Origin of the sequence: Luteibacter yeojuensis (assembly GCF_011742875.1) — a bacterium.
GTDB lineage: Bacteria > Pseudomonadota > Gammaproteobacteria > Xanthomonadales > Rhodanobacteraceae > Luteibacter > Luteibacter yeojuensis.
Map to the genome: position 1 here is coordinate 2,297,048 of NZ_JAAQTL010000001.1, position 25,233 is coordinate 2,322,280.

At 67.3% G+C, this 25,233-nt stretch carries 22 protein-coding genes; 6 read left to right on the top strand and 16 right to left on the bottom strand.

The annotated features are described in order from the left end of the window. Window positions 1-4 precede the first annotated feature (4 nt). Genes HBF32_RS10515 through HBF32_RS10535 form a run of 5 tightly spaced genes read left to right on the top strand, consistent with a single transcriptional unit; the run spans window position 5 to window position 4,497 of the window. A complete protein-coding gene (locus tag HBF32_RS10515) occupies window positions 5-1,372 on the top strand; it encodes a peptidylprolyl isomerase (RefSeq protein ID WP_166699579.1) in 1,368 nt (455 codons plus the stop codon). A 6-nt stretch (window positions 1,373-1,378) separates the two neighbouring features. Beyond that, window positions 1,379-2,374 (top strand): 4-hydroxythreonine-4-phosphate dehydrogenase PdxA, encoded by a 996-nt coding sequence (gene pdxA / locus HBF32_RS10520; protein ID WP_166699580.1) that lies wholly within the window; start codon window positions 1,379-1,381, stop codon window positions 2,372-2,374. After that, window positions 2,371-3,150 carry a 16S rRNA (adenine(1518)-N(6)/adenine(1519)-N(6))-dimethyltransferase RsmA gene (gene rsmA, locus HBF32_RS10525; protein ID WP_166699581.1) on the top strand — a complete coding sequence of 260 codons (780 nt, stop codon included), beginning with the start codon at window positions 2,371-2,373 and terminating at the stop codon, window positions 3,148-3,150. Before pdxA ends, rsmA begins: the two co-directional genes overlap by 4 nt. Window positions 3,151-3,204: 54 nt before the next feature. Continuing rightward, window positions 3,205-3,588: a Co2+/Mg2+ efflux protein ApaG gene (apaG, locus tag HBF32_RS10530; RefSeq protein WP_166699582.1), complete on the top strand. Its 384-nt coding sequence runs from the start codon at window positions 3,205-3,207 to the stop codon at window positions 3,586-3,588. A gap of 57 nt (window positions 3,589-3,645) precedes the next feature. After that, a complete protein-coding gene (locus tag HBF32_RS10535) occupies window positions 3,646-4,497 on the top strand; it encodes a symmetrical bis(5'-nucleosyl)-tetraphosphatase (RefSeq protein ID WP_166699583.1) in 852 nt (283 codons plus the stop codon). 42 nt (window positions 4,498-4,539) lie between these two features. Here the strand turns inward: HBF32_RS10535 and secA are convergent, their stop codons facing one another. Further along, the gene (secA, locus tag HBF32_RS10540) at window positions 4,540-7,257 is read right to left on the bottom strand and encodes a preprotein translocase subunit SecA (RefSeq protein WP_166699584.1); all 2,718 of its coding nucleotides are present in this window, start codon (window positions 7,255-7,257) and stop codon (window positions 4,540-4,542) included. Window positions 7,258-7,388: 131 nt separating this feature from the next. Next, the gene (locus HBF32_RS10545) at window positions 7,389-8,321 is read right to left on the bottom strand and encodes a M23 family metallopeptidase (protein WP_166699585.1); all 933 of its coding nucleotides are present in this window, start codon (window positions 8,319-8,321) and stop codon (window positions 7,389-7,391) included. A 31-nt stretch (window positions 8,322-8,352) separates the two neighbouring features. Between HBF32_RS10545 and HBF32_RS10550 the strand changes: the two genes are divergently transcribed. Further along, entirely contained in the window at window positions 8,353-8,811 is a 459-nt protein-coding gene (locus tag HBF32_RS10550) for a DciA family protein (protein ID WP_166699586.1), read from the top strand. A gap of 201 nt (window positions 8,812-9,012) precedes the next feature. Here the strand turns inward: HBF32_RS10550 and lpxC are convergent, their stop codons facing one another. The 14 genes from lpxC to rsmH all read right to left on the bottom strand — a co-directional run bounded on the left by lpxC (window position 9,013) and on the right by rsmH (window position 25,210). Next, window positions 9,013-9,924 (bottom strand): UDP-3-O-acyl-N-acetylglucosamine deacetylase, encoded by a 912-nt coding sequence (gene lpxC, locus HBF32_RS10555; protein ID WP_166699587.1) that lies wholly within the window; start codon window positions 9,922-9,924, stop codon window positions 9,013-9,015. A gap of 325 nt (window positions 9,925-10,249) precedes the next feature. Further along, window positions 10,250-11,434, bottom strand: a complete 1,185-nt coding sequence (ftsZ, locus tag HBF32_RS10560) for a cell division protein FtsZ (protein WP_166699588.1) — start codon at window positions 11,432-11,434, stop codon at window positions 10,250-10,252. A 128-nt stretch (window positions 11,435-11,562) separates the two neighbouring features. Next, window positions 11,563-12,798 carry a cell division protein FtsA gene (ftsA, locus tag HBF32_RS10565; protein WP_166699589.1) on the bottom strand — a complete coding sequence of 412 codons (1,236 nt, stop codon included), beginning with the start codon at window positions 12,796-12,798 and terminating at the stop codon, window positions 11,563-11,565. Between the two features lie 8 nt (window positions 12,799-12,806). Beyond that, complete coding sequence (locus HBF32_RS10570) at window positions 12,807-13,547, bottom strand: cell division protein FtsQ/DivIB (RefSeq protein WP_166699590.1); 741 nt, start codon at window positions 13,545-13,547, stop codon at window positions 12,807-12,809. Beyond that, window positions 13,544-14,518: a D-alanine--D-alanine ligase gene (locus HBF32_RS10575; RefSeq protein WP_166699591.1), complete on the bottom strand. Its 975-nt coding sequence runs from the start codon at window positions 14,516-14,518 to the stop codon at window positions 13,544-13,546. The genes HBF32_RS10570 and HBF32_RS10575 overlap by 4 nt, the downstream gene beginning before the upstream one ends. Beyond that, complete coding sequence (murC, locus tag HBF32_RS10580) at window positions 14,518-15,957, bottom strand: UDP-N-acetylmuramate--L-alanine ligase (protein WP_166699592.1); 1,440 nt, start codon at window positions 15,955-15,957, stop codon at window positions 14,518-14,520. Before murC ends, HBF32_RS10575 begins: the two co-directional genes overlap by 1 nt. After that, window positions 15,954-17,039: an undecaprenyldiphospho-muramoylpentapeptide beta-N-acetylglucosaminyltransferase gene (murG, locus tag HBF32_RS10585; RefSeq protein ID WP_166699593.1), complete on the bottom strand. Its 1,086-nt coding sequence runs from the start codon at window positions 17,037-17,039 to the stop codon at window positions 15,954-15,956. The genes murC and murG overlap by 4 nt, the downstream gene beginning before the upstream one ends. Then, window positions 17,036-18,259: a putative lipid II flippase FtsW gene (gene ftsW, locus HBF32_RS10590; RefSeq protein WP_166699594.1), complete on the bottom strand. Its 1,224-nt coding sequence runs from the start codon at window positions 18,257-18,259 to the stop codon at window positions 17,036-17,038. Before ftsW ends, murG begins: the two co-directional genes overlap by 4 nt. A gap of 6 nt (window positions 18,260-18,265) precedes the next feature. After that, entirely contained in the window at window positions 18,266-19,348 is a 1,083-nt protein-coding gene (gene mraY / locus HBF32_RS10595; protein WP_166699595.1) for a phospho-N-acetylmuramoyl-pentapeptide-transferase, read from the bottom strand. Next, window positions 19,338-20,702, bottom strand: coding sequence for a UDP-N-acetylmuramoyl-tripeptide--D-alanyl-D-alanine ligase (locus tag HBF32_RS10600; protein ID WP_166699596.1), 1,365 nt, complete (start codon window positions 20,700-20,702; stop codon window positions 19,338-19,340). The genes mraY and HBF32_RS10600 overlap by 11 nt, the downstream gene beginning before the upstream one ends. Further along, the gene (locus HBF32_RS10605) at window positions 20,699-22,192 is read right to left on the bottom strand and encodes a UDP-N-acetylmuramoyl-L-alanyl-D-glutamate--2,6-diaminopimelate ligase (RefSeq protein ID WP_166699597.1); all 1,494 of its coding nucleotides are present in this window, start codon (window positions 22,190-22,192) and stop codon (window positions 20,699-20,701) included. The genes HBF32_RS10600 and HBF32_RS10605 overlap by 4 nt, the downstream gene beginning before the upstream one ends. Beyond that, window positions 22,189-23,997: a peptidoglycan D,D-transpeptidase FtsI family protein gene (locus HBF32_RS10610; RefSeq protein WP_240147818.1), complete on the bottom strand. Its 1,809-nt coding sequence runs from the start codon at window positions 23,995-23,997 to the stop codon at window positions 22,189-22,191. Before HBF32_RS10610 ends, HBF32_RS10605 begins: the two co-directional genes overlap by 4 nt. Beyond that, entirely contained in the window at window positions 23,994-24,266 is a 273-nt protein-coding gene (gene ftsL, locus HBF32_RS10615; RefSeq protein ID WP_166699598.1) for a cell division protein FtsL, read from the bottom strand. The genes HBF32_RS10610 and ftsL overlap by 4 nt, the downstream gene beginning before the upstream one ends. Further along, window positions 24,263-25,210 (bottom strand): 16S rRNA (cytosine(1402)-N(4))-methyltransferase RsmH, encoded by a 948-nt coding sequence (rsmH, locus tag HBF32_RS10620; protein WP_338039765.1) that lies wholly within the window; start codon window positions 25,208-25,210, stop codon window positions 24,263-24,265. Before rsmH ends, ftsL begins: the two co-directional genes overlap by 4 nt. Window positions 25,211-25,233: the final 23 nt, after the last annotated feature.

The window sequence follows — 25,233 nt, forward strand, 5'->3', positions numbered from 1 at the left end:
CTCGATGAAGCAGATCCTCGCCTATTCCCTGCTGGCCGCCTCCCTCGTGGTGGCCGTGCCTCCCGCCCACGCCCAGCTGCTGCCCTCGGCCCAGCCCTCGCAGGGGATGAGCGTGGGCAATGGCTCGCTCGACCGCATCGTCGCGGTCGTGGAAGAGGACGTCATCCTGCAGAGCGAGTTGGACGAAGCCATCAACGCCATCGTCCGTCAGTACGCGTCCAACCCGGGCCAGTTGCCGCCCAAGGACGTGCTGGCTCGCCAGGTCCTCGAGCGCCTCATCCTCACTCGCCTGCAGGTCCAGCGCGCCAACGACCAGGGCATCCGCGTGTCCGACCAGGACGTGGACCAGGCCGCCGGCAACGTGGCGCAGCAAAACAAGATGAGCCTCGACCAGCTGCGCGCGGCGGTGGAGCAGGACGGCTACAGCTATGCGGCTTTCCGCCAGCAGCTGGCCGACCAGATCATCGCCCAGAAGCTGCACGAGAGCGTCGTCCGCGATCAGGTGACCGTGACCGACGCGGAGGTGAACAACCTGCTGGCCAGCCCCACCTACAAGGCCGGGGAGGTCCACCTCGCGCACATCCAGATCAGCACCCCTTCCGGCGGTGACGCCAACGACATCGCCCAGGCCCAGGCCAAGGCCGAGGAGGCCATCAAGGCCATCCAGGGCGGCATGGATTTCAACGCGGCGGCCATCCGTTTCTCCGACGCCCCGGACGCGCTGGAAGGCGGCGACCTGGGCTGGCGCCGCCTCGACGAGGTGCCGCCGGCGTTCGCCGATGCGGTGTCCTCGCTGAAGGCGGGCGAAACCACCCCCGCCCTGCGCGGCCCTACCGGCTTCCACATCCTGAAGCTGGTGGAAACCCGCCAGCCGGGCCGGCAGATCGTCACCGAATACCACGCGCGCCAGATCCTCATCAAACCCTCCGAGATCGTCACGCCGGAGCAGGCCGAGAAGAAGGCGAACGACCTCTACACGCGCATCGTCGACAAGAAGGAAGACTTCGCGAAGCTCGCCAAGGACGAATCCAAGGACACGACGACGGCGAACAACGGCGGTGACATGGGCTGGTTCGCCAAGGACGCCTGGGGTCAGGCCATCGCCTCCCAGATCGACCAGCTGAAGGACAACGAGGTCTCGCACCCCATCCAGACCGAAGCCGGCTGGATCGTCCTGCAGCGCCTCGGCTCGCGGCAGAGCGATCTCACCGAGCAGCTCCAGCGGGACCAGGCCCGTCAGGCCATCGGCAACCGCAAGGCGGACGAAGCGTACGAGAATTACTTGCGCGAGCTGCGCTCGACCTCGTTCGTGGACATCCGCGTGCCGGAACTGAAGAATCCTGACGACAAGCAGGCTGCGGCCACTCCGTAAGCCCCGATGAACGCGACCACCCTGCCAAGGCTCGCCGTCACCGCCGGTGAGCCTGCCGGGGTGGGACCCGAGCTCCTCGCCCGCCTGGCGGCCAGCGACATCGCCGCCGACCTCGTCGCGGTGACCGATCGCGACCTGCTGCGGCGCGCCGCGATCGCCTGCGGCCTCGAGCTGGACATCCTCGACGACGACGGCACGCGCATCGCGTCCCGCCCGGCCGGCCGGATCCGTGTGCGCCACCTCGCCCTCGGAAACAGGGAGGCGCCGGGCCGGCCCGATCCGCGCAATGCGCGGCACGTGCTCGACATGCTGGCCGCGGCAGCCGATGGCTGCCTCGCCGGGGACTTCGACGCCGTGGTCACCGGGCCGGTGCAGAAATCCAGCATCAACGAGGCCGGCATTCCGTTCAGCGGGCACACCGAATTCTTCGCCGAACGCGCTTCCGCGGACGTGGTGATGATGCTCGCCAGCCCGGACCTCCGGGTCACCCTGGCCACCACCCACCTTCCACTGTCCGCCGTACCCGCCGCGATAACGCCCGCCCTGCTCGAGCGCACGCTGCGGATCGTCGGAAGCGCCCTCGCCTCACAGTTCGGCATCGCCCACCCGCGCATCGCCGTGCTCGGCCTCAACCCGCACGCAGGCGAAGGCGGCCACATGGGCCGCGAGGAGATCGAAACCATCGGCCCGCTGCTGGAGCGGCTGCGCGGCGAAGCTATGGATCTGCTCGGACCGCTGCCGGCCGACACCGCCTTCGTGCCCGCGATGCGCGGCCGCTACGACGCCGTGCTGGCGATGTACCACGACCAGGCCCTGCCGGTGCTGAAGAGCGAAGCCTTCGACAGCACGGTGAACGTCACCCTCGGCCTGCCCTTCATCCGCACCTCGGTGGACCATGGGACCGCGCTCGATCTCGCCGGCACGGGTAAGGCGAGCCCCGCCAGCCTGTTCGCGGCCGCGCGGCTCGCCACCGACCTCGTCAGGCACCGCAGCCAGTCATGAACGCACGTCCCAAGAAAAGCTTCGGCCAGCACTTCCTGCACGAGAAGCGCTATATCGATCGCATCGTGTCGTCGATCGCGCCGAAGGACGGCGACACGCTCGTCGAGATCGGCCCCGGCGAAGGCGCCATGACGATGCCCCTGCTCGCCGTCGCGAAGAAAATGACCGCGATCGAGCTGGACACCGACCTCATCCCCGGTCTGCAGGAGCGCGCGGCACCGATCGGCGACCTGCGCATCGTCCATTCCGACGTGCTCAAGGTCGACTTCGGCGCGCTGGCGCGGGAACTGGGAGCGGAACGCCTGCGCGTCGCCGGCAACCTGCCCTATTACATTTCCAGCCCCATCCTGTTTCATTGCGTGGAACACGCGGCCGCCATCCAGGACATGCACTTCATGTTGCAGAAGGAAGTCGTGGACCGCATGGCGGCGGAGCCCGGCAGCAAGGTATACGGCCGCCTCAGTGTCATGTTGCAGCTGGCCTGCCGCGTGACGCCTCTCTTCACGGTGCCCCCAGGCGCCTTCCGGCCGCCGCCGAAGGTCGACTCGGCCGTCGTGCGGCTGGTTCCCCTGCCCCCGGAGCAACTGCCGCAGGCCGATCCCGCGAAAATTCACGCTGTCGTGAAGGCCGCCTTCGCGATGCGCCGCAAGACCCTGTCCAACACCCTGAAGGGCCTGGTCGGGGAGGCCGCCATCCGCGATCTGGGCATCGATCCGCGCGCGCGCGCGGAAACGCTGGCTCCCGGGGATTTCGTGAAACTCGCGAACGTGATGTGAGCGCGTTTTCGGGGCACACTTGCCCACCCCCTCCCCGTCCCCGACAATCCCTTCATGAACTCGAAATCCCCCTACACGATCGACGTGGAGGTCGAAACCCGCTTCGTTCCCGACCAATCGCAACCGACCGATAACCGCTACGTGTTCGCCTACACGATCACGCTGCGCAACGCCGGCCAGACCGGCGCCCAGTTGCTTACGCGGCACTGGGTCATCACCGATGCGAACGGCAAGGTCGAGGAAGTACGCGGCGACGGTGTCGTCGGCGAACAGCCGTGGATGCGGCCTGGCGACTCGTTCGAGTACACATCCGGCGCCGTCCTCGAGACGGCGGTAGGCACGATGGAAGGCAGCTACCGCATGGTGGCCGACGACGGCACGCATTTCGATGCGCCGATACCCGCTTTCGTGCTTTCGATCCCACGCACGCTCCACTAGGATCGAAACCATGGACTGCGCGCACGCCGGGAACGGCATCACGGAGCAACAGGACTGATGGCCGTCTACGCGATCGGCGACGTTCAAGGTTGCTACCCCGAACTCCAGCGCTTGCTGGACAAGCTCCGTTTCGATCCGGGCGCCGACAAGCTGTGGTTCTGCGGCGACCTGGTGAACCGCGGTGGCGAGTCGCTGGCGACGCTGCGGCTCATCCATTCCCTGCGCGAGCAGACGATCATCACGCTCGGCAACCACGATCTCTCGCTCCTGGCGATCGGCCAGCGTCGCGAGGACGCGCAGGCCCGGGTGAACCCGGAACTGCGCGAAGTGCTCTTCGCCGACGACGCACCCGTGCTCCTCGAATGGTTGCGCATGCAGAAGCTGCTGCACCATGACGAGACCCTGGGCTGGACGATGGTCCACGCCGGCCTCGCGCCGATCTGGACCTTGCGCCAGGCGCAGCGTGCCGCCCTCGAGGTGGAACGGGAACTGGGCGGCCCCCGCCACCAGCGCCTGCTGAAGAACCTGTTCGGCAATCGGCCGCCCGGCTGGAACAACCGCCTGCAGGGCGTGGAACGTCATCGCGCCACCATCAACACGCTCACGCGCATGCGCTACTGCGACGTCAACGGCCGTATCGATTTCGAGGGCAAGGGCGTGCCGGGAACGCAGAAGCCCGGTCTGTATCCGTGGTTCGAGGTGCCGGGCGTGCGCCGTCGCGAGACGAAGATCGTCTGCGGCCATTGGTCGGCACTGGGCCGCTTCGCGGGCCTCGGTGTGTATGCCATCGACACCGGCTGCGTCTGGGGCGGGCAGCTCACCGCCATGCGCCTGGATTCGCCCGAGCCGGTCTACGTCACCGTCGACGCGGAACCCTACCGGCAGAAGCCCAAGGGCGGCGGCGACTGAATCCCCCAAGGAAAAACCCGCCTTCCGGCGGGTTTTTCCTTATCAGCTCAGCTGCCCGTGGCAGTGCTTGTACTTCTTGCCCGACCCACAGGGACAGGGGTCGTTGCGTCCCACTTTCGGACCTTCGTTGAACACCGGAGCCATCGCCTGGGCGACTTCGGCGCCGTCGCCAGCCTGGGCGCCCATCGCCTGCGCGTCGGCGTGCTGGAACTGCAGGCGCTGGGCTTCCGCCATGCGCTGCTGCTCGGCTTCCATCGCGGCGACTTCTTCCTCGCTGCGGATGCGAAGGCGTGCGAGCATCTGCACCACCTCGCCCTTGATCCGCTCGAGCATCTCGGCGAACAGTTCGAAGGACTCCCGCTTGAACTCCTGCTTCGGCTGCTTCTGCGCGTAACCGCGCAGATAGATACCCTGACGCAGGTAATCCATGCTCGCGAGGTGCTCCTTCCAGGCGTTGTCGACGACCGAGAGCATCACGTGCTTCTCGAGCGAACGCATCGTCTCGGCACCGATCTGCGCTTCCTTCTCGGCGAACAGCGCATCGACGGCGTCGCGGACGTGCTCGAGGATGCTGTCGGCGTCCGCGTCCTTCCGGCCTTCCAGCCAGTGCGCCACGTCGAGGCGGAGGTTCAGTTCGCTGGCCAGTTCGCGATCGAGGCCGGCGATATCCCACTGGTCGTCGATGCTGTCCGCCGGAACATGCTTGCGCACGAGGCCGGTCACGACGTCCTGGCGGATGTCGTTGATCGTGTCGGAGATATCGTCGATCTCGAGCAGCTCGTCGCGCTGCGCGTAGATCACCTTGCGCTGGTCGTTGGCGACGTCGTCGAACTCGAGGAGGTTCTTGCGGATGTCGAAGTTGTGCTGTTCGACCTTGCGCTGCACCTTTTCGATCTGACGCGTGATGAGGCGGTCTTCCAGCGCCTCGTCTTCCTTCATGCCGAACATCTGCATCCAGCGGCCGATGCGCTCGCCGCCGAAGATGCGCATGAGGTTGTCCTGCAGCGACAGGTAGAAGCGCGAGGAACCCGGATCGCCCTGGCGACCGGAACGGCCGCGCAGCTGGTTGTCGATACGACGGGATTCGTGACGCTCGGTGCCGATGATGTGCAGGCCGCCGGCCGCGAGCACCTGCTCGTGGCGCTTCTTCCATTCCTCGCGTGCCTTCGCGCGCTCGGCCTCGGTGGCGCCTTCCGGCAATGCCGCCAGCGCGGCCTCGAGGCTGCCGCCAAGCACGATATCGGTACCGCGGCCGGCCATGTTCGTCGCAATGGTCACCGCACCCGGCGCGCCGGCCTGGGCGACGATGTGCGCTTCGCGCTCGTGCTGCTTCGCGTTGAGAACCTCGTGCGCGATATGTTCCTTGCGGAGCAGGCCAGAGACGAGTTCGGACACGTCGATGGACGCGGTGCCCACCAGCACGGGCTGGCCACGCTCGTGGCAGGCCTTGATGTCGGCGATGACCGCCTTGTACTTGGCGTCCGGACCGAGGAACACCGAATCGGGATTGTCGGCTCGGATCATCGGCTTGTGCGTGGGGATGACCACCACTTCCAGGCCATAGACCGTCTGGAATTCGTAGGCTTCCGTATCGGCCGTACCGGTCATGCCGGCCAGCTTCTTGTACATGCGGAACAGGTTCTGGAACGTGACCGTCGCGAGGGTCTGGTTCTCGCGCTGGATCGGCACGCCTTCCTTCGCCTCGACCGCCTGGTGCAGGCCGTCCGACCAGCGGCGGCCGGCCAGGGTACGGCCGGTGAACTCGTCGACGATGATGACTTCGCCGTCGCGCACGATGTAGTCGACGTCGCGCTGGTAGATGGCGTTGGCGCGCAGCGCCGCGTTCATATGGTGGACGACGGCGAGGTTCTTCGAGTCGTACAGGCCGCTATCCGGGTCGATGACGCCCGCGTCGCGCAGCAGCTGCTCGGCGTGCTCCATGCCCTCTTCGGACATGTGCACCTGCTTCTGCTTCTCGTCGACGAAATAGTCGCCGGGGCCGTCTTCCTTTTCCTGTCGCGAGAGGTGCGGCACCACCTTGTTCACCGCGATATACAGCTGCGGGGAATCCTCGGCCGGGCCGGAGATGATCAGCGGCGTGCGCGCCTCGTCGATCAGGATGGAATCGACCTCGTCGACGATGGCGTAGTTCAGGCCGCGCTGGTTGCGCTGTTCCTTGCTGAGCGCCATGTTGTCGCGCAGGTAATCGAACCCGAATTCGTTGTTCGTGCCGTACGTGATGTCCGCCTGGTAGGCTCCGCGCTTGTCGGCGTGCTCCATGCCCGGGTACACGACGCCGACCGTCAGGCCGAGGAAGTTGTACAGCTTGCCCATCTGGGCGGAGTCGCGCCGCGCCAGGTAGTCGTTCACCGTGACGACGTGCACGCCCTTGCCTTCCAGGGCATTGAGGTAGACCGGGAGCGTACCGACCAGGGTCTTGCCCTCGCCCGTACGCATTTCCGCGATGCGGCCCGAGTGCAGCACCATGCCGCCGATCAGCTGCACGTCGTAGTGACGCATGCCGAGGACGCGCTTGGCCGCCTCGCGGGTGACCGCGAAGGCTTCCGGCAGCAGCTTGTCGAGCGTCTCGCCGGCGGCGAGGCGCTGGCGGAACTCGTCGGTCTTGCCACGCAAGGCGTCGTCGGAAAGTTTCTCGAATTCCGGCTCGAGGGCATTGATGCGCTTCACCGTCTTGGACAGGTCGCGCAGCACACGCTCGTTACGGCTGCCGAAAATACTCGTCAGGGCACGATTGAACATCGATCATCCGGATCTGAAGCGAAAAAAGTTGCCGGACGGCACGAAGCCGGCCGGCACGAAGGGACGATCATACTACGGGCGCCCCCGCCTTACCTCCGGGTGGCGGCTGCGCCCCCGGGATTCAAGCCCGTTCAGCGATGGCTGCGTACGTACGCCAGCGGATTGACCACGCGGTCGTGGTACCAGACCTCGAAATGGACGTGGGAGCCCGTGGAACGGCCGGTGGAACCCGCCTTGGCGATGACGTCGCCCACCCTCACGCGTTGCCCGGGGCGCGCGACGATGGCGCTGTTGTGGGCGTAACGGGTCATGTAGCCGTTGCCATGGTCGATTTCGACGACATTCCCATAACCGGAACGCTGACCGGCAAAGGTGACCATGCCTTCGGCCACCGCGGTCACCGGCGTACCCTTTGGCGCGGCGATGTCGATGCCCGTGTGGCGGGCGGCGTGACCGCTGAAGGGGTCCGGGCGGCCACCGAAATAGGACGATATATAGCCATTCACGGGCATGCCCGTCGGTCGCAGGCTGGACTCGATGCTCCGGTCCATCAGCATGTCGCGCAAGGCCTGCAGCTGGGCCTGCTGGCTGTCGAACTGCCCGGAGAGCCGCTCGATGCTCTCACTCAGCGACGCCGGCATGGTGTAGGCGGGGGTATCGGTGGTGAGTTCAGGACCGCCCTGGCCGGGCTCCTCGTCGAAATTGAATTCGCCGTCGTCGAGCTTGCCAACCTGGGTCAGGCGTTCTCCCAGGGCATTGAGACGGACGGACTGGGCCTGCAGCTGGCCCAGCTTCACGGCCAGTGCGTCCAGGTCGCGCTGGGCATCGCGCCTGATCTCGGCGACGCGGGCGTCCTGGTTACCCACTTGCTGCTCGAGATGGCCGATATCGCCAAGGACGCGGGCCTTCGGTCCGGCCACCGCCAGGGCCACGCCGGCACCGACCCCGGCAATGCCCAGGAAGCCGGTCAGGGCGATCGCCACAACCTTGCAGCGCAGGCGCCGACAGGTCAGGTCGAGCGTTTTCGGCCCTTTCTGGCCACGAGACACGAGTATGATCTGCATACGTTCCACATCGAATAGTCAAAGCCGGCCCATGCCACCGCCGTCCAGCCCGTCCCGCCGCTACACCAACGGACTCAAGTCCGTCGGGGAGTTCGGGCCCGTCGCATCGCTGGCCCAAAGGGCCCGCGAACTCGACCGCCTGGACCGCCAGCTGCGCGCGACGCTGCCCTCGCCGTTATGCGACCAGATCCGCTTCGCGGACCTGCGCGACGGCAGGCTCGTCTTCCTTGCGCCCTCGTCGGCCTGGGCTTCGCGGGTGCGCCTTTACCAGGCGCAAATCCTCGACGCCGCTCGCGCCATCGGCGCGTCAGCCCACTCGGTTGCCGTGAAAGTGGCCCCCCTGCCGCCCGAGGAAGTCATCCCCGACCGGCACAAACCGCTTTCCGCCTCGGCGGCCCGCCATCTGCGGGTCGCTGCTGCGTCACTCTCCGACCCCACGTTGCGGGATCTGTTCCTTTACTTGGCCTCCCAGGCCGAAAATCCCGATTAATCCTGTAGTTAGCGCCACCCTTAAAGTCCGTAAGTTCGCACGGACCCTGAGAGGTGGCGAACTTTATAGCACGCATGAACCCTGTGGACACCGAAAATGTACATAAAATTCACCGGACGTGACCCGCATCACTATGGTGCAGGCGCACAAAAAAGGCCGCGATGATCGCGGCCTTTGGGTGTTTCATGTTGCCTGGGGCGCTTAGACGGCCTGGGCGGGATGGGCGTAGGAAATGGGCGCCTTCGCCGGGTCCTTGAAGCTGACCTCTTCCCACGCGGTGACGTCGGCCATGAGGCTGCGCAGCAGTTTGTTGTTGAGCTCGTGGCCCGACTTGTGCGCGGAGTACGCGCCGATCAGGCTGTGGCCCAGCATGTAGATGTCGCCTATGGCGTCGAGGATCTTGTGCTTGACGAACTCGTTGTCGTAACGGAGGCCGTCTTCGTTCAGCACGCGATAGTCATCGAGCACCACGGCGTTGTCCATCGAACCGCCCAACGTGAGGTTGCGCTCGCGGAGCATTTCGATGTCGCGCATGAAGCCGAACGTGCGGGCGCGGCTGACTTCCTTGACGAACGACGTGGTCGAGAAATCCATCTCGGCCTGCGAGTTGCGCTTGTTGAACAGCGGGTGGTCGAACTCGACCGAGAAACCCACCTTGAAACCGTCGAACGGTTCGAGCTTGGCCCACTTGTCGCCGTCCTGCACGATCACCGGCTTCTTGATGCGGATGAAACGCTTGGCGGCGTCCTGTTCCTCGATGCCGGCGGACTGGATCAGGAACACGAACGGACCCGCGCTGCCGTCCATGATGGGCACTTCCGGCGCGGACAGGTCGACGTACGCATTGTCGATGCCGAGACCGGCCATCGCCGAGAGCAGATGCTCGACGGTGGAAACGCGGACGTCGCCATTCATCAGCGTGGTGGAAAGACGCGTGTCGCCGACGTTCTCCGGGCGCGAGTGCAACTCGACCGGCGGATTGAGATCGGTACGGCGGAATACGATGCCCGTATTCGGCGCCGCGGGACGAAGCGTCATGTACACCTTGTCGCCGGTATGGAGGCCGACGCCCGTGGCGCGAATGATGTTCTTTAGCGTGCGCTGCTTGATCATGTTGGGCAGAACCTTGTGGCAGCAGCCTTGAGTAATCGACATGCTAACACAGTCTTAACCTCGGAATAAACAAACCGGACGGTACAGTCCAGCATTCGCCTTCACTATTCCTTCAGCAACAGGCGCCCGTCGTTCTCATCTGCCCTGCGACTGATTCTCCGCCCTTTCAAGGACTTGCAAGTAATTGATCTCACTTGCAGCTTTTCCGTAACGAGACAGCAGGTCCCCGCCGCCCGGACGGGACGGCGGCGGGTACCCCCGGACGATCCGGCCTCATGCCGGAACGTCCTCACGTTTTCCTTAACGTGTCTTGCGTGAGTGCCGGTCAGTCGGCCTGGCGACGCAGGAAGGCCGGAATATCCAGGTAGTCGATGGCCGGCTCGGCGGTCTTCTGCGCCGGCGCGGGTTCGGAGCGGACGGACGGCGCGACGTCGGCCTGCGCGTAATCCACCACCTCGTTGCCCGTACCCGTGCGCAGCACGACCGGCCGCGGACGCTGGCGCATCTCCACCTGTTGCTGGACCGGCTGGCGGATCGGCTGCTTTGCCGACACGCCGCGGTTGAGGCCGGTGGCCACCACGGTGACGCGAACGTCGTCCTGCATCTCCGGGTCGAGCGAGGTGCCGATCACCACGGTCGCGTCTTCGGAAGCGAAGTCGTGGATCACGCGACCGATCTCGTCGAACTCGCGCATCGTAAGGTTCGGGCCAGCGGTGACGTTGACCAGGATGCCGCAGGCGCCGGACAGGTTCACGTCTTCGAGCAGCGGGTTGTTGATCGCCGACTCGGCGGCGGCCTGGGCACGGTCGTCGCCGCGGGCCGTGCCCGAACCCATCATCGCCATGCCCATCTCGCTCATGACGGTGCGGACGTCGGCGAAGTCGACGTTGATCAGACCCGGGGCCGTGATCAGGTCGGCGATGCCCTGGACGGCGCCCTGCAGCACGTCGTTGGCGGCCTTGAAGGCGTTCAGCAAGGTCACTTCGCGACCGAGCACCGACAGCAGCTTCTCGTTCGGGACGGTGATCAGCGAATCCACGTGCTGGGAGAGGTCCTCGATGCCCTTGAGCGCCACCTGCATGCGGCGGCGACCCTCGAACGGGAACGGCTTGGTGACGACCGCCACGGTGAGGATGCCCTTCTCCTTGGCCAGCTGCGCCACGACCGGCGCGGCGCCCGTACCCGTGCCGCCGCCCATGCCGGCGGTGATGAAGACCATGTCCGCGCCCTCGAGCATTTCCTCGATGCGCTCGCGGTCTTCCAGTGCGGCCTGACGGCCCACTTCCGGATTCGCGCCGGCGCCCAGGCCCTTGGTGACGTTGCCGCCGAGCTGGAGGTGCGTGCGCGAGGCACAGCTCTTCATGGCCTGCGCGTCGGTGTTGGCGACGACGAATTCCACGCCTTCGATATTGGAGTTCACCATGTGAGCCACGGCGTTGCCGCCGCCACCGCCCACACCGATGACCTTGATGACCGCATTCGGTGCCAGTTTTTCGATCAGTTCAAACATTTCCCGTCCTCCGCAGAACTTTTGTTTTATTGGTTTATGTCCCGTGACCGACTCCTGTCGACCGCGGGTTGCGGGCCTTCCTCTTGCCCCGGCGCCCCCATTCCATCGGGCACCGGCAATCCGGTAAATCAGAAATTCTTGGTGAACCAGCTTCGGAACTTCTCCACGACGCTGCCGACGTTTCCGACGGCTGAGCCGGTGTGACGCACGCCGCCGCTCGAGCGCGAGCCGTGCAGCAGCAGGCCCACGCCGGTCGAATGCAATTCGCTGGAAACCACGTCGCCCAGGCCGGACACGTGCTGCGGCACGCCGATGCGGACCATCTTGTGGAAGATCTCCTCGGCCAGTTCGAGCGCGCCTTCCATGCGCGACGCGCCACCGGTCAGCACGATGCCGGCCGCGACGAGGCTCTCGTAACCGGAGCGGCGCAGTTCGTCCTGCACCATCTCGAAGATCTCCTCGTAGCGTGCCTGCACCGACTGGGCCAGCGCCTGACGCGCGAGGCGGCGCGGCGGGCGATCGCCCACGCTGGGTACCTGGATGGTTTCCTCCGCGTGGGCCAGCTGGGCCAGCGCGCATGCGTACTTGATCTTGATCTCCTCCGCATGCGCCGTGGGCGTGTGCACGCCGTAGGCGATGTCGTTGGTGACCTGATCGCCGCCGACGGGGAGCGACTTCGTGTAGCGGATCGCGCCCTGCGTGTAGATGGCGATGTCCGTGGTGCCGGCGCCAATATCGACCAGGCACACGCCGAGTTCGAGCTCGTCCTCGGTGAGCACGGCCTTCGCGCTGGCGACGGCGGCGGGGACCAGCTCGTCGACCGAGAGCCCGCAGCGCTGGATGCACTTGGAAATGTTCTGCACCGAGCTCGCGGCACCGGTCACGAGGTGCACGCTGGCCTCGAGGCGCACGCCGCTCATGCCCACCGGATGGCGGATGCCGTCCTGGCCGTCGATGCGGTATTCCTGCGACTCCTTGTAGAGCACCTTGCGATCCGCCGGGATGGCGACCGCGCTGGCGGCCTCGAGCACCTGCTCGAGGTCGGCCGCCATCACCTCGCGGTCGCGGATGGCCGCGGTGCCATGCGAGTTGCGCGTTTCGAGGTGGCTGCCGGAGATGGAAGCGTAGACCGAGCGGATATCGCAGCCGGCCATCAGCTCGGCCTCCTCCACCGCGCGCTGGATGGAGTGCACGGTGGATTCGATGTCGACGACCGAGCCGCGCTTCATGCCGCGCGACACGTGCGTGCCGATGCCGATGACCTCGATCGGTTCGCCGGGTTCGTATTCGCCGACGATCGCGACCACCTTCGAGGTGCCGATATCGAGGCCGACGACGAGCTGTTTGTCGTTCTTGTTTCTCATGGGTTGACTCAGCTTCCGACCTTGGGCGTGGCCGTGGTTTCGGTTTCCGGCCACCGGATGGCGAATCCGTTGGTGTAACGAAGATCGGCATAGGCGAAACCGCCATGCCGACCGGCGACGAGTTGCGGGTAGACGTCGAGGAAGCGGGCGAGGCGGCGATCGGCCTGGTCGCGGTCGCCGATCACGATCTCGGCGCCGCTGTCCGTGGTGACGCTCCAGCTGCCGCGCTCGCTCAGCGAGACGCCGACGATCGAGAGCTGCGCCCTGCCTTCGAAGGCCTTGCGCGCCTGCGCGTAGAAACTCACCACCTCGGCGAGCCGCGAATCCGGTCCGCTGAGACGCGGCAGGTCGCCCATCTGGTCGGCGCCCGGGGCATCGAACACGAGCCCCTGGCGACTGATCAGCCTGTGCTCGTTCCAGCGCGCGAACGGTTGCCTTTCGTACACGCGCAACAGGAGCGTATCCGGCCAGCGCTTGCGCACTTCCACCGATTCCACCCAGGGCAGCGCGCCGATGGAACGGCGTACGTCTTCGAGGTCGGTGGCGAAGAAGCCCTTGCCAAGGCGCGGGAGCACGGCGCTGCGGATCTGTTCGGCACTGACGTGCGCGAACTCCGCCTCGACCTTGAGTTGCGTCACGGGCCAGCGGCCCGCCGCAAACCAGCCTTGCATCACGCCGACCACGGGCAGCACCACCAGCGTGATGGCGATGCCCCAGGCGACGATTCGCGTGGCAGCGGCTCCCCTCATGCCTTCGCACCCCCCCGCTGCATCGAGGTTTCGAGGATCCGCCAGCACAGGGCCTGGTAATCCAGACCAGCGGCGGCGGCGGCCTTCGGCACGAGCGAGTGCGAGGTCATGCCCGGCGCGGTATTCACTTCGAGCAGCCAGTTCTTGCCGTGGCGATCGCGCATCACGTCGACACGCCCCCAGCCGAAGCAGTCGAGAGCGTCGAAGGCCTGTAGCGCCAGCGCGCCCATCTCGTCTTCGGCGGCGCCGGAAAGACCGGGAACGATGTACTGGGTGTCTTCGGCGATGTACTTGGCGTTGTAGTCGTATTGCGTGGCCTTCGGCACGATCTTGATCGTGGGCAGCACTTCGCGGCCGAGCACGCCGACGGTGAACTCGCCACCTTCGTTCGCATCGCCCTCGATCAGCGTTTCCATGAGCATGTCGCCCGGGTAACGCCCGGCCAGTTCCACGGCGGCGTCGAGCCCGGCCTCGTCGAATACCCAGGTGATGCCCACGCTGGAGCCTTCCAGGGCCGGCTTCACGATCAACGGGAAACCGATCTCGCGGGCTGCGGCGTGCACGTCGGCACCGCGCGGCAGTGTCTTGAACTTCGGCGTGGGCAGGCCGAGCGCGATCCAGACCTGCTTGGCGCGCACCTTGTCGAGAGAGAGCGCGGAACCGAGTACGCCGGATCCCGTGTACGGCACTCCCAGCGACTGCAGCGCGCCCTGCAGCTCGCCGTTCTCGCCTCCCGCGCCGTGCAGGATGTTGAACACGCGCGCGAAATGCCCCGCGCGCACGGCGTCGAGCAGTGCCGGGATGCCGTCGATCGGATGGGCATCCACACCGCTCGCGCGAAGCGCGTCGAGCACGCCGCGGCCGGAGTTCAGCGACACGTCGCGTTCGGCGGACTGCCCCCCCATGACCACGGCGACGCGGCCGAAGTCGGCGGCGTCGGTCACGGTGCGGGGGAAGCGTGTACTGCTCATCACTTTTGAGTCCTCAGGTTGCCGGCGCTCGCCAGCTCGATGGCCGCCGCGCCGATGTCGCCGGCACCGAGCAGCAGGATCAGGTCGCCGTCGCGCGCCAGCGCGGGCAGCGTGTCGCGCAGGTCGCGCGGGTGGTCGACCAGCACCGGGTCCGTCTTGCCGCGTGCCCGGATGGCGCGCGCCAGGGCCTTGCCGTCGGCGCCGGCGATCGGCGCTTCGCCGGCCGGGTAGACCTCGGTGAGCACCAGCACGTCCACTTCGGCGAGAACGTTCGCGAAGTCGTCGAGGAGGTCGCGCGTGCGGCTGTAACGATGCGGCTGGAAGGCCACGACGAGGCGGCGATCCGGCCAGCCGCCGCGCGCGGCGGCGAACACGGCGGCCAGTTCGCGCGGATGGTGGCCGTAATCGTCGACGAGCAACGCGCTGCCGGTGTCGAGGGCGATCTCGCCACGACGATGAAAGCGGCGGCCCACGCCCTGGAATCCGGCCAGCGCGTGCGCGATGGCCTCGGCGTCGACGCCGAGCTGCCAGCCCACCGCCGCGGCGGCAAGTGCGTTCTGCACATTGTGCCGGCCCGGAAGGTTCAGCGTCACCGGCAACGTGCCGCCCATGCCCGGAAGGCGCAGGTCGAAGTGCATCTCGAAGCCGACCTGGCGCACGTTCGTCGCCGTGACGTCGGCGGCCGCGTTGTCGATGCCGTAGGTGAGCATGCGGCGCGACGTGTCCTGCGCCAGCTTCGCCGTCTCTTCGTCGTCGATGCACAGCACGGCCATGCCGTAGAACGGCAGGCGGTGCAGGAAGTCGCTGAAGGCCTTCTTCACCAGGGCGAAGTCGCCGTGGTAGTTCTCCAGGTGGTCGGCGTCGATATTCGTCACCACGGCGATCACCGGGGAGAGCATCAGGAACGAACCGTCCGACTCGTCGGCTTCGGCGACGAGGTACTGGCCCGTGCCGAGGCGCGCGTTCGCGCCGGCGGCATTCAGCTGACCGCCGATGACGAAGGTGGGATCGTAATCGGCCTCCGCGAGCACGCTGGCAACGAGGCTCGTGGTAGTCGTCTTGCCGTGCGTGCCGGCGATGGCGATACCGCGGCGGAAACGCATCAGTTCGCCCAGCATCTCCGCACGCGGGACGACGGGGATGCGCGCGGCACGCGCGGCGGTCAGCTCCGGGTTGTCGGCGCAGATGGCGCTGGAGGTGACGATCACGTCGGCGCCGTCCACATTGGACGCTTCGTGGCCGATATGCACTTCGACGCCCAGCTGCGCGAGGCGCTCGGTCGTCTGCGACGGCGCACGGTCGGAGCCGGACACGCTATAGCCAAGATTGCACAGCACCTCGGCGATACCGCTCATGCCGACGCCGCCCACGCCGATGAAGTGGACGCGGCGGAACGAGGTCATGAAATCTTCGTGGGCACGCAAACGACCGGGCGTCATGCGGAAACCTCCATGCAATGACGGGCAATCGTTGCTGCGGCGTCGGGCTTGGCCAATGTACGGGACGCGTTGGCCGCGGAAAGGATACGCACGCGGTCGCTCAACAGGTCGTCGAGCATCTTCGCGAGCAGCTCCGGGGAATCGTTTTTCGCCAGCATGGCGTCGGCGACGATGCGCGCACCCCCGGCGTCGACCATGGCGCGGGCGTTCGCCGTCTGGTGATCGTCCACCGCGTGCGGGAACGGCACCAGCAAGGCCTCGAGGCCGGCGGCGCAGAGTTCCGCCACCGTCAGCGCACCGGCGCGGCAGACCACCACATCGGCCCATTCGTAAGCGCCGGCCATGTCCTCGATGAAGGGCACGACGCTCGCCGCCACCGCGGCTTCCGTGTAAGCATCGAGCGCCTCCTGCAGGCCGCGCTCGCCGGTCTGGTGGACCACCTCGGGCATCGTCGCGCCGGAAGCGGCCATACGCGAAAGGGCACGCGGCACGGCGAGATTGAGGGTGCGCGCGCCGAGGCTGCCGCCAAGCACCAACAGGCGTCGACGACCGCTGCGCGCCGCGAAGCGCTCCGCCGGGGGCGCCAGCGCGGCGATCCTCGCACGCACGGGATTGCCCACCCACTCGGCGTTCGGCAGCACGTTCGGGAAGCCGGTGAGTACCCTCTTCGCGAACGAGGCGAGCTTGCGGTTGGTGAAGCCGGCGACCGCGTTCTGTTCGTGCACCACGAGGGGAATGCCGGCGAGACGCGCGGCGACACCGGCCGGACCGGCCACGTAGCCGCCCATCGAGAGCACGCAGCGCGGCCGCAGGCGGCGCAGCAGCTTCAGCGACGCGAACAGCGCGCGGACGAGCATCAGCGGCGCCAGCAGGCGTGTCTTCATGCCTTTGCCGCGCAGGCCGCCGACGGCCACGGTGTGAAGATCCAGCCCATGCGCCGGCACGACGCGCGTCTCCATGCCGCCCTCGGCACCGAGCCAGGCGACCGGCACGCCGCGCGAACGCAGTTCGTCGGCAACCGCGAGGCCGGGAAAGATGTGGCCGCCCGTGCCGCCGGCCATGATCAGCACCGGCGCGCTCATGCCATGCCTCCCGCCGCCGCCGCGGAGTCCGGCACGGCGTTCGCCGGCAGGCGCACGGCGGTCTGGCGCGCATCTTCGGCGCGATTGATCTCGAACGTGGCGCGCAGCAGCACGCCGACCATCGCGCAGGTCATCAGCACGGACGAGCCGCCCGAGCTGATCAGCGGCAGCGTCAGGCCCTTGGTCGGCAGTACGCCAAGGTTCACGCCGATCGACACCATCGCCTGGAAGCCGATCATCAACGAAATGCCATAGGCCACGTAACCGGAGAAGCGGTGGCCGAGTTCCACGCCCTTCAGGCCGATGTACAGGCCGCGGCCCACGAGCACCACATAAAGGAAGATCACCAGCATGATGCCCACGAGGCCGAGTTCCTCGGCAAGCACCGCCAGGATGAAGTCGGTGTGCGCTTCGGGCAGGTAGAACAGCTTCTGCACGCTGGAACCCAGGCCGACACCCGTCCATTCGCCGCGGCCGACGGCGATCAGCGCCTGGGTGAGCTGGAAACCGTCGTTGAACGGGTCCTTCCATGGGTCGAGGAAGGACGTGAGGCGCTTGATGCGGTAGTCCTCGGCGGTGGCCGCATAGATGAGCGCGGGGACCAGCGGCGTGCCGAGCAGGAGCAGGTTGCGCATCCGCGCGCCGGCCAGCCAGACCATGCCGACCGTGGTGGCGACGACCAGTGCGGCCGAACCGAAGTCGGGCTGGGCGAGCAACAACAGCACGATGAAACCGGCGACGCCCACCGGCTTCACCACACCGAACAGTTCGTACTCCACGCCTTCGCGATGGCGCACGAGGTAGCTCGACAGGTAGGCCACGAGGATCAGCTTCACCGCCTCGACGGGCTGGAAGCTCGTTACCAGCAGGTTCACCCAGCGCCGGGCGCCGTTGATGCGCATGCCGAACACCGGCAGGAACACCATCAGCAGCATGATGATGCCGATCAGGAGGAGCAGGAAGCTGTGCTTCTCGAGCGTCTTCAGTTCAGTGCGCATGGCAGCGCCCGCGAGGCACGCGCCGAGCACGAGGAAGACCAGGTGGCGCTTCAGGTAATAGAACGCGCCCTGGTGCGAACCGTCGGCCACGGCGATCGAGCTGGAGGTGACCATCACCACGCCCAGCGCCGCGAGGGCGAGCGCGGCCACGAGCAACGGGAGGTCGAAGCTCCCCCGTGGGCCCTGACGGCGTTTCGCCTGCTTGTTGCCGATGCCGAACATGCTTTCTCAACGCACCTTCAAGGTAGCCAGACCGATGAGCACCAGCACCACGCTGATGATCCAGAAGCGCACGATGACCCGGGGTTCGGGCCAGCCCTTCAGTTCGAAGTGATGGTGGATGGGCGCCATGCGGAAGATGCGCTTGCCGCGCAGCTTGAAGCTGCCGACCTGGAGCATCACCGACGCGGTCTCCATCACGAACACGCCGCCCATCACCAGCAGCACGATTTCCTGGCGCACGATCAGCGCCACGCAGCCGAGCGCGGCACCGATGGCGAGGGCGCCCACGTCGCCCATGAAAACCTGCGCGGGATAGGTGTTGAACCAGAGGAAGCCGAGGCCCGCGCCCGCGAGCGCGCTGCAGAAGATCGCCAGTTCGCCGGCCCCCGGGATCGACGGAATGCCCAGGTATTCGGAGAAGACCTTGTTGCCTGCGAGGTAGGCGAAGATACCCAGCGCGCCGGACACCAGCACGCTCGGCATGATCGCCAGGCCGTCGAGGCCGTCCGTGAGGTTCACCGCATTGGAAAAGCCCACGACGATGAAGTAGCCGATCACCACGAAGAACAGGCCGAGCGGAATCGCCACCTGCTTGAACAGGGGCACGTAGAGCGCGATCTCGGCCGGCAACTGATGGGTCTGGTAGAGGAACACCGCGGCGCCGAGGCCGAACACCGACTGCCAGAAATACTTCCAGCGGCTGGCGAGGCCGCGGCTGTCCTTCAGCACCAGCTTGCGGTAGTCGTCGTAGAAGCCGATGACGCCGAACAGCATCGTCACCAGCAGCACCACCCATACGTAGCGATTGCCGAGGTCGGCCCAGAGCAGCGTGGCGATGGCCACCGCGAAGAGGATGAGCAGGCCGCCCATGGTCGGCGTGCCGGCCTTGGCGAGGTGGGTCTGCGGGCCGTCGCTGCGCACCACCTGCCCCGCCTTCAGCGCGGCCAGCTGGCGGATCAGCCGGGGGCCGAGCAACAGCGATACGGCCAGCGCGGTGAGGGCGGCCATGATCGCGCGGAAGGTGATGTACTGGAACAGATGCAGCGACGTGAAGTGCCGAGCCATCCATTCCGCCAGTTCAAGCAGCATCGGATGCTCCTTCAGCGTATTTCTTCATCGCGGCCGCGACCCGCTCCATGCCGGAGGAACGCGAACCTTTCACGAGGCAGGTGACGCCTTCATGGATCTGCGCGCAGGCGGCCTCGATGAGGTCTTCCCGAGTGGCGAAGTGCTGCGCGCCCGGACCGAACGCCTCGACCGCCGCGGCGCTCTTCGGCCCCGTCGCGAGCAGGCGCTCGATGCCGCGCTCGCGGGCGAGGCGCCCGATGCCGGCGTGGAGTTTCACTGTCTCCGGACCGAGTTCCGCCATGTCGCCCAGGATCAGCCAGCGCTCGCCGCGGGCCAGCGCCAGGGTGTCGATCGCCGCGGCGGCGGAGCCGGGGTTCGCGTTGTAGCTGTCGTCGATCAGGGTCCAGCCTCCCGGCATCGGCTCGAGGTCGAGGCGGCCCGCGACGTGCGGCACGTGTTCCAACCCTTCGACGATGAGGTCGACAGGCACGTCGAGCGCCACGGCGATCGCCGCGGCGGCCAGCGCGTTCGCCACGTTGTGCCGCCCCGGCAGGGGGAGGTGCACCTCACCGTCGCCATGCGGCGTGGACAGCACGAAGTGCGTGCCGTCGATGCGCTCCTCGACGATGTCGGCACCGATGTCCGCGCGATGCTCGAGCGCATAGCGGAGGATCCGGCGCGAACCGGCCAGGTTGGCGAAGAAACCGGCGAAGCGCTCGTCGTCGGCATTGACGATGGCCACCCCCTCGGCCGGCAGCGACCGGTACAGCGCGCCCTTGGTTTCGGCGACGCCTTCGATCGTGCCCATGCGCTCAAGATGCGCCGCCGCGATGGAGTTCACGAGACCGATATCGGGCCGTGCGATGGCAGCCAGGTAATCGATGTCGCCCGGCTTGCCGGCGCCCATCTCGAGTACCGCGTAGCGCGTGTCCGGCGGCATCGCCAACAGGGTCAGCGGCATGCCGATCTCGTTGTTGTAGTTGCCCGCATTCACATGGGTGGGGCCATGCCGGGAAAGGATCGACGCGGTAAGCGTCTTCACCGTGGTCTTCCCGTTGGAACCCGTGATGCCGATCACCCGCACGTCGCTTTGTGCCCGCGCCGCGCTGGCGAGGTCGCCCAGCGCCAGCTGGGTGTCGTCGACGATCACCTGCGCGATGGGTGCGTCCACGGGACGCGTGACCAGCGCGCCCACGGCGCCGCGTTCCGCCGCCGCGGCCACGAAGTCGTGTGCGTCGACGTGCTCGCCCGGCAGCGCCACGAACAGGTCGCCGGCCTTCAGCGTACGGGTGTCGATGGAAAAGCCGGTCACCTCGGCGTCGGCGCCCTGCAGGCGGCCGCGGGTCCAGAGGGCGACGGCGGACAGGCGCATCATGCGCGAGCTCCTTTCTTGCTCGATTCCATCGCTTCGCGGGCGACGGCGAGATCGTCGAAGGGACGCTTGCCCTCCGGACCTTCCTGGTAGGTTTCGTGACCCTTGCCGGCGATCAGGACGACGTCGTCCGCCTTCGCATCGGCAAGCGCCAGGGCGATGGCCTGCGCGCGGTCGCGCTCGACCATCACCGTCTCGGGATGGCTGAAACCCGCCACGATCTGCGCGACGATCGCATCGCCGTCCTCGGAGCGCGGGTTGTCGTCGGTGACGATGACGACGTCGGCCAGGCGCTCGGCGATGCCGGCCATGATCGGGCGCTTGCCCTGGTCGCGATCGCCGCCGGCGCCGAACACGCAGACCAGGCGGCCTTTCGTATGCGAGCGCAGCGCCAGCAGCGCCTGTTTCAGCGAATCCGGCGTGTGCGAATAGTCGACCACCACCAGCGGCTTGCGGCCGTCGCCGCCGAGGCGGCTCATGCGGCCGTTCACCGGCTGCAGCGACTCCAGCGCGGCGTGGATGCGCTCGAACGGCTCGCCCAGCGCCCCCAGCACCGCCGCCACGGCAAGCAGGTTGGCGACGTTGAAGCGACCCAGCAGCGCGCTGCGCACGGTGCGTGCGCCCCACGGGGTGACGAGATTGAACGACAGGCCCTTGGCGGACGTCACGATGATGTCGGCACGGACCTCGGCGTCCTTGTCGGTGCTGTCGCTGGCCATGGACGTACGCAGCTTCGCCACGCCCTCGGACAACCCCTTCGCCAGCTTCACGCCGAAGGGATCGTCCACATTGACGACGGCCGCGCGCAGGCTTTCGAAGGCGAACAGCTTGGCCTTGGCCGCGCCGTACGCTTCCATCGTGCCGTGGTAATCGAGGTGGTCGCGGGTGAGGTTGGTGAAGACCGCCACATCGAAGGCGATGGCGTTCACCCGGCCCTGCTCCAGCGCGTGCGAGGAGACCTCCATCGCCACATGCGTGGCGCCGGCGTCGCGGAACTCGCCGAGCAGCGCCTGCATGCTGATCGCGTCGGGCGTGGTGCGCTCGCCTTCGGCGATGGCGCCGTGCAGGCCCGCGCCGAGCGTTCCGATCGTCGCCGGCTTGCGGCCGAGGAAGGCCAGCGCCTGTGCGATCAACTGCACGGTGGACGTCTTGCCGTTGGTGCCGGTGACGCCGATCACGTCGAGCGCTTCCGAGGGATCGCCGAAATAGCGCGCGGCGATGGGACCGGTCTTCTCGCGAAGGCCGTCCACGGCCACGACGGGCACGCCGGCGTCGACCGCGTCGAACGGCGGCTCGGCGAGGACGACGACGGCGCCCTGCGCGACGGCCTTCGCCGCGAACTCGATGCCGTGGCCCTTCGTGCCGCGCAGCGCGACGAACGCGTCGCCCTGGGCGATCTCGCGCGAATCGAGGCCGAGCCCTGAAACGACGATGTCGCCGGCACCGGGGGCGGCGGCGAATCCGTGGAGCAGGTCGGCGAGTCGCATGGTCATGGGACCACCTCTTCCGCCGCACTGTCGTCCGCCTGCGGCGGTGGCTCGCTGCTCGTGCCGATCAGCCCGCCCTGGCTGGGTCCGCCCGCATACCAGCGGCCGACGTTGTCCGGCGGGATGTCGAGCAGGCGCACCGCGCCCGTCATCACCTGCGCGAACGCCGGTCCGGCCACCGAGCCGCCGTAGTAACGGCCGCCCTTCGGATCGTTGATGACCACCACCGTCACGAGACGCGGTGCGCTCGCCGGGATCATGCCCACGAAGAGCGAAATGTAGTTGTTCGAGTAGTAACCGCCGACCGAGTTCTTGTGCGAGGTACCGGTCTTGCCGGCGACGCTGTAGTTGGCGACGGAGGCGAATCCGTAGCCGGTGCCGCCCGGGGCCACGACGGTTTCGAGCATGCGCACCAGTTCGTGCGCCACTTCGGGCGATACGACCTGGTCGGGCGGGTTGTCGGCGCCCTTGATGAAACTCGGCTCCCGCAACGCGCCGCCGTTGCCGATCGCCGCATAGCCGGTCGCCAGCTGCAGCGGCGTCAGGTTGAGGTTGTAGCCATAGGCGAGGCGCGACTTCTCGATCGGCTTCCAGGTGCGTCCCACCGGCAAGTAACCGGCGGCCTCGCCCGGGAAGCCGCTGCCCGTGCTGTTGCCGAGACCGAAGGACTTGTACACGCCGTAGAGGAAGTCGGTATCCAGCGTCATCGCGATCTTGGCCGCGCCGACGTTGGACGACTTCGTGATGACGCCCGTCGGCGTGAGCGTGCCCCAGTTGTGCGTGTCGCGCACCGGGTGGCCGCCGATCATCCAGCTGCCGGGCGAGGTCTCGATCAGCGGCGACGTGGGCGTGTACTTGCCGCTCATGAGCGCCGCGGCCATGGTGAACGCCTTCATCGTCGAGCCGGGCTCGACCACGTCGGTGACCGCGCGGTTGCGCCGTTCCGACGGCGTGCTGCCGCGCACCGCGTTCGGGTTGAACGACGGCAGGTTGGCCATGGCCAGCACTTCGCCGGTGTGGACATCCATCATGACGATGGAACCGGACTCGGCCTTGTTCTTTTCCAGCGTGTCCTTCAGCGCGCTGTACGCGAGGTACTGGATGCGCCGGTCGATCGAAAGCGTGATGTCGCGGCCCGGCTGCGGCTCGCGCACCAGCTCCACGTCTTCCACCACATGGCCCATGCGGTCGCGGATAACGCGCTTCGCGCCCGGCTTGCCGGCCAGCCACTCGTCGAAAGCCAGCTCCAGGCCCTCCTGCCCGTGGTCGTCGATGTTGGTGAAGCCGAGGATATGGCTGTTCACCGCGCCGGACGGATAGTAACGGCGGTACTCGCGCTGCGAGGCGATGCCCGGGATCTTGAGGTCGACGATGGCCTGCGCCTCTTCCGGCCGCATCTGCCGCGCGATGTACATGAACTCCTTGTCGGCGCGCTGCGCGATCTTCTGCTTGAGGTCGTCGGCATCGACGTGCAGGGCCTTCGCCAGCTCGGGGATACGGTCCTCGTTCTCGAGCACTTCCGGCGGGTTCGCCCAGATCGAGGCGACCGGCGTGGACACCGCGAGCGGTTCGCCGTTGCGGTCGAAGATGGTGCCGCGCGAGACCGGGATGGGCATTTCGCGCAGGAAGCGCGCGTCGCCCTGGTCCTTGTAGAACTGCTCGCGCACCACCTGCAGGTCGAACGCACGGACGACGAGACCCGACGCCGCGACGCACAGGAGCGCGACGATCACCGTCATGCGCTTGCGCGGGCTGGGACCCTGGCCGCGGCGGCGGGTGGGTACGACGGGCTTGCCGTAACGGGCCTTCATCGACGCACCAGCTGGATGTCCTGCGGCTTCGGCGTGAACATGCCGAGCTTGCCGCGGGCTTCGGCGTCGATGCGGGCGGGTTCGGCGTACGTCGCCTGTTCCAGTTCGAGGCGGCCGTATTCCACGCCCAGATCGTCCTTCTGCGTCTGCAGGCGCGACAGTTCGACGAACAGCACACGGCTCTCGTGGCGCGTCCACACCACGCCGATCGCGCTGGCGATGACCGCCAGCAGCAGGATCGAGAGGCAGATGGCGCCGAAGACCTTCACGCGAGCTTCTCCGCGATGCGCAGCACGGCGGATCGCGCGCGTGGATTGCGGGCCACTTCGGCCTCGGAAGGGAAGATCGCCTTGCCGATCGGCTTCAGGCGCGCGGTCTTCGCTTCCGTCGGCGGGGCGCGCCGGCTGCCTTGCACCCGGCCCTCGTGCCCGCGGATGAACTGTTTCACGGTGCGGTCTTCCAGCGAATGGAAGCTGATCACGGCGAGGCGGCCACCGACGTTCAGCAGTTCCAGCGCGGCGTCGAGCCCGCGCTCCACCGATTCCAGCTCGGCGTTCACGCGGATGCGCAGCGCCTGGAAGGTGCGGGTGGCGGGGTTCTTGCCGGGCTCGCGACGCCCGACGCAGCGCGCGACCAGTTCGGCCAGCTCGCCCGTGCGGGCGATCGGTGCGGTGGCGCGGCGTTCCACGATGGCTTTGGCGATGCGGCGGCTGAAGCGCTCCTCGCCGAAGGTCCAGAGCACGTCGGCGATCTCGGCCTCGTCGGCTTCCGCGAGGAAATCGGCCGCACTGATGCCGCGCGTGGTGTCCATGCGCATGTCCAGCGGCGCGTCGGCCATGAAGCTGAAGCCGCGGCTGGCATCGTCCAGCTGCGGCGAGGACACGCCGAGGTCGAGCAGCACGCCGTCGAGACCGCCCTGGAGGGCCGGCCATTCGCCCATGGCGGCGAAGTTGTCGTGACGCAGCGAAACGCGCGGATCGGTGGCGAGGCCTTTTTCGGCCACGGCGATGGCGGCCGGGTCGCGGTCCATGAGGAACAGGCGGCCGTCTGCCGACAGACGGTCGAGGATCGCCCGGGCATGCCCGCCGCGACCGAAAGTCCCATCCAGGTAGCGCCCGTTCTCGCGCAAGGCGAGGCCCTCCAACACTTCGTCGAGCATCACAGGGATGTGCACATTGCGCCCCGCCGTCGCCACATCCCGCTCCCGTTCCACCAAAAACCTCGTATTAGTTCGTC

Excerpts from the sequence above, each read along its gene's own strand:
- rsmA (WP_166699581.1), top strand. The coding sequence starts at position 2,371 with ATGAACGCACGTCCCAAGAAAAGCTTCGGCCAGCACTTCCTGCACGAG.
- murC (WP_166699592.1), bottom strand. The coding sequence starts at position 15,957 with ATGACGCCCGGTCGTTTGCGTGCCCACGAAGATTTCATGACCTCGTTC.
- HBF32_RS10570 (WP_166699590.1), bottom strand. The coding sequence starts at position 13,547 with ATGAGGGGAGCCGCTGCCACGCGAATCGTCGCCTGGGGCATCGCCATC.
- HBF32_RS10515 (WP_166699579.1), top strand. The coding sequence starts at position 5 with ATGAAGCAGATCCTCGCCTATTCCCTGCTGGCCGCCTCCCTCGTGGTG.
- apaG (WP_166699582.1), top strand. The coding sequence starts at position 3,205 with ATGAACTCGAAATCCCCCTACACGATCGACGTGGAGGTCGAAACCCGC.
- HBF32_RS10610 (WP_240147818.1), bottom strand. The coding sequence starts at position 23,997 with ATGAAGGCCCGTTACGGCAAGCCCGTCGTACCCACCCGCCGCCGCGGC.
- HBF32_RS10535 (WP_166699583.1), top strand. The coding sequence starts at position 3,646 with ATGGCCGTCTACGCGATCGGCGACGTTCAAGGTTGCTACCCCGAACTC.
- ftsA (WP_166699589.1), bottom strand. The coding sequence starts at position 12,798 with ATGAGAAACAAGAACGACAAACAGCTCGTCGTCGGCCTCGATATCGGC.
- ftsZ (WP_166699588.1), bottom strand. The coding sequence starts at position 11,434 with ATGTTTGAACTGATCGAAAAACTGGCACCGAATGCGGTCATCAAGGTC.
- HBF32_RS10605 (WP_166699597.1), bottom strand. The coding sequence starts at position 22,192 with ATGACCATGCGACTCGCCGACCTGCTCCACGGATTCGCCGCCGCCCCC.
- pdxA (WP_166699580.1), top strand. The coding sequence starts at position 1,379 with ATGAACGCGACCACCCTGCCAAGGCTCGCCGTCACCGCCGGTGAGCCT.
- HBF32_RS10600 (WP_166699596.1), bottom strand. The coding sequence starts at position 20,702 with ATGATGCGCCTGTCCGCCGTCGCCCTCTGGACCCGCGGCCGCCTGCAG.
- murG (WP_166699593.1), bottom strand. The coding sequence starts at position 17,039 with ATGAGCGCGCCGGTGCTGATCATGGCCGGCGGCACGGGCGGCCACATC.
- secA (WP_166699584.1), bottom strand. The coding sequence starts at position 7,257 with ATGTTCAATCGTGCCCTGACGAGTATTTTCGGCAGCCGTAACGAGCGT.
- lpxC (WP_166699587.1), bottom strand. The coding sequence starts at position 9,924 with ATGATCAAGCAGCGCACGCTAAAGAACATCATTCGCGCCACGGGCGTC.
- mraY (WP_166699595.1), bottom strand. The coding sequence starts at position 19,348 with ATGCTGCTTGAACTGGCGGAATGGATGGCTCGGCACTTCACGTCGCTG.
- HBF32_RS10550 (WP_166699586.1), top strand. The coding sequence starts at position 8,353 with ATGCCACCGCCGTCCAGCCCGTCCCGCCGCTACACCAACGGACTCAAG.
- ftsW (WP_166699594.1), bottom strand. The coding sequence starts at position 18,259 with ATGTTCGGCATCGGCAACAAGCAGGCGAAACGCCGTCAGGGCCCACGG.
- HBF32_RS10575 (WP_166699591.1), bottom strand. The coding sequence starts at position 14,518 with ATGAGCAGTACACGCTTCCCCCGCACCGTGACCGACGCCGCCGACTTC.
- HBF32_RS10545 (WP_166699585.1), bottom strand. The coding sequence starts at position 8,321 with ATGCAGATCATACTCGTGTCTCGTGGCCAGAAAGGGCCGAAAACGCTC.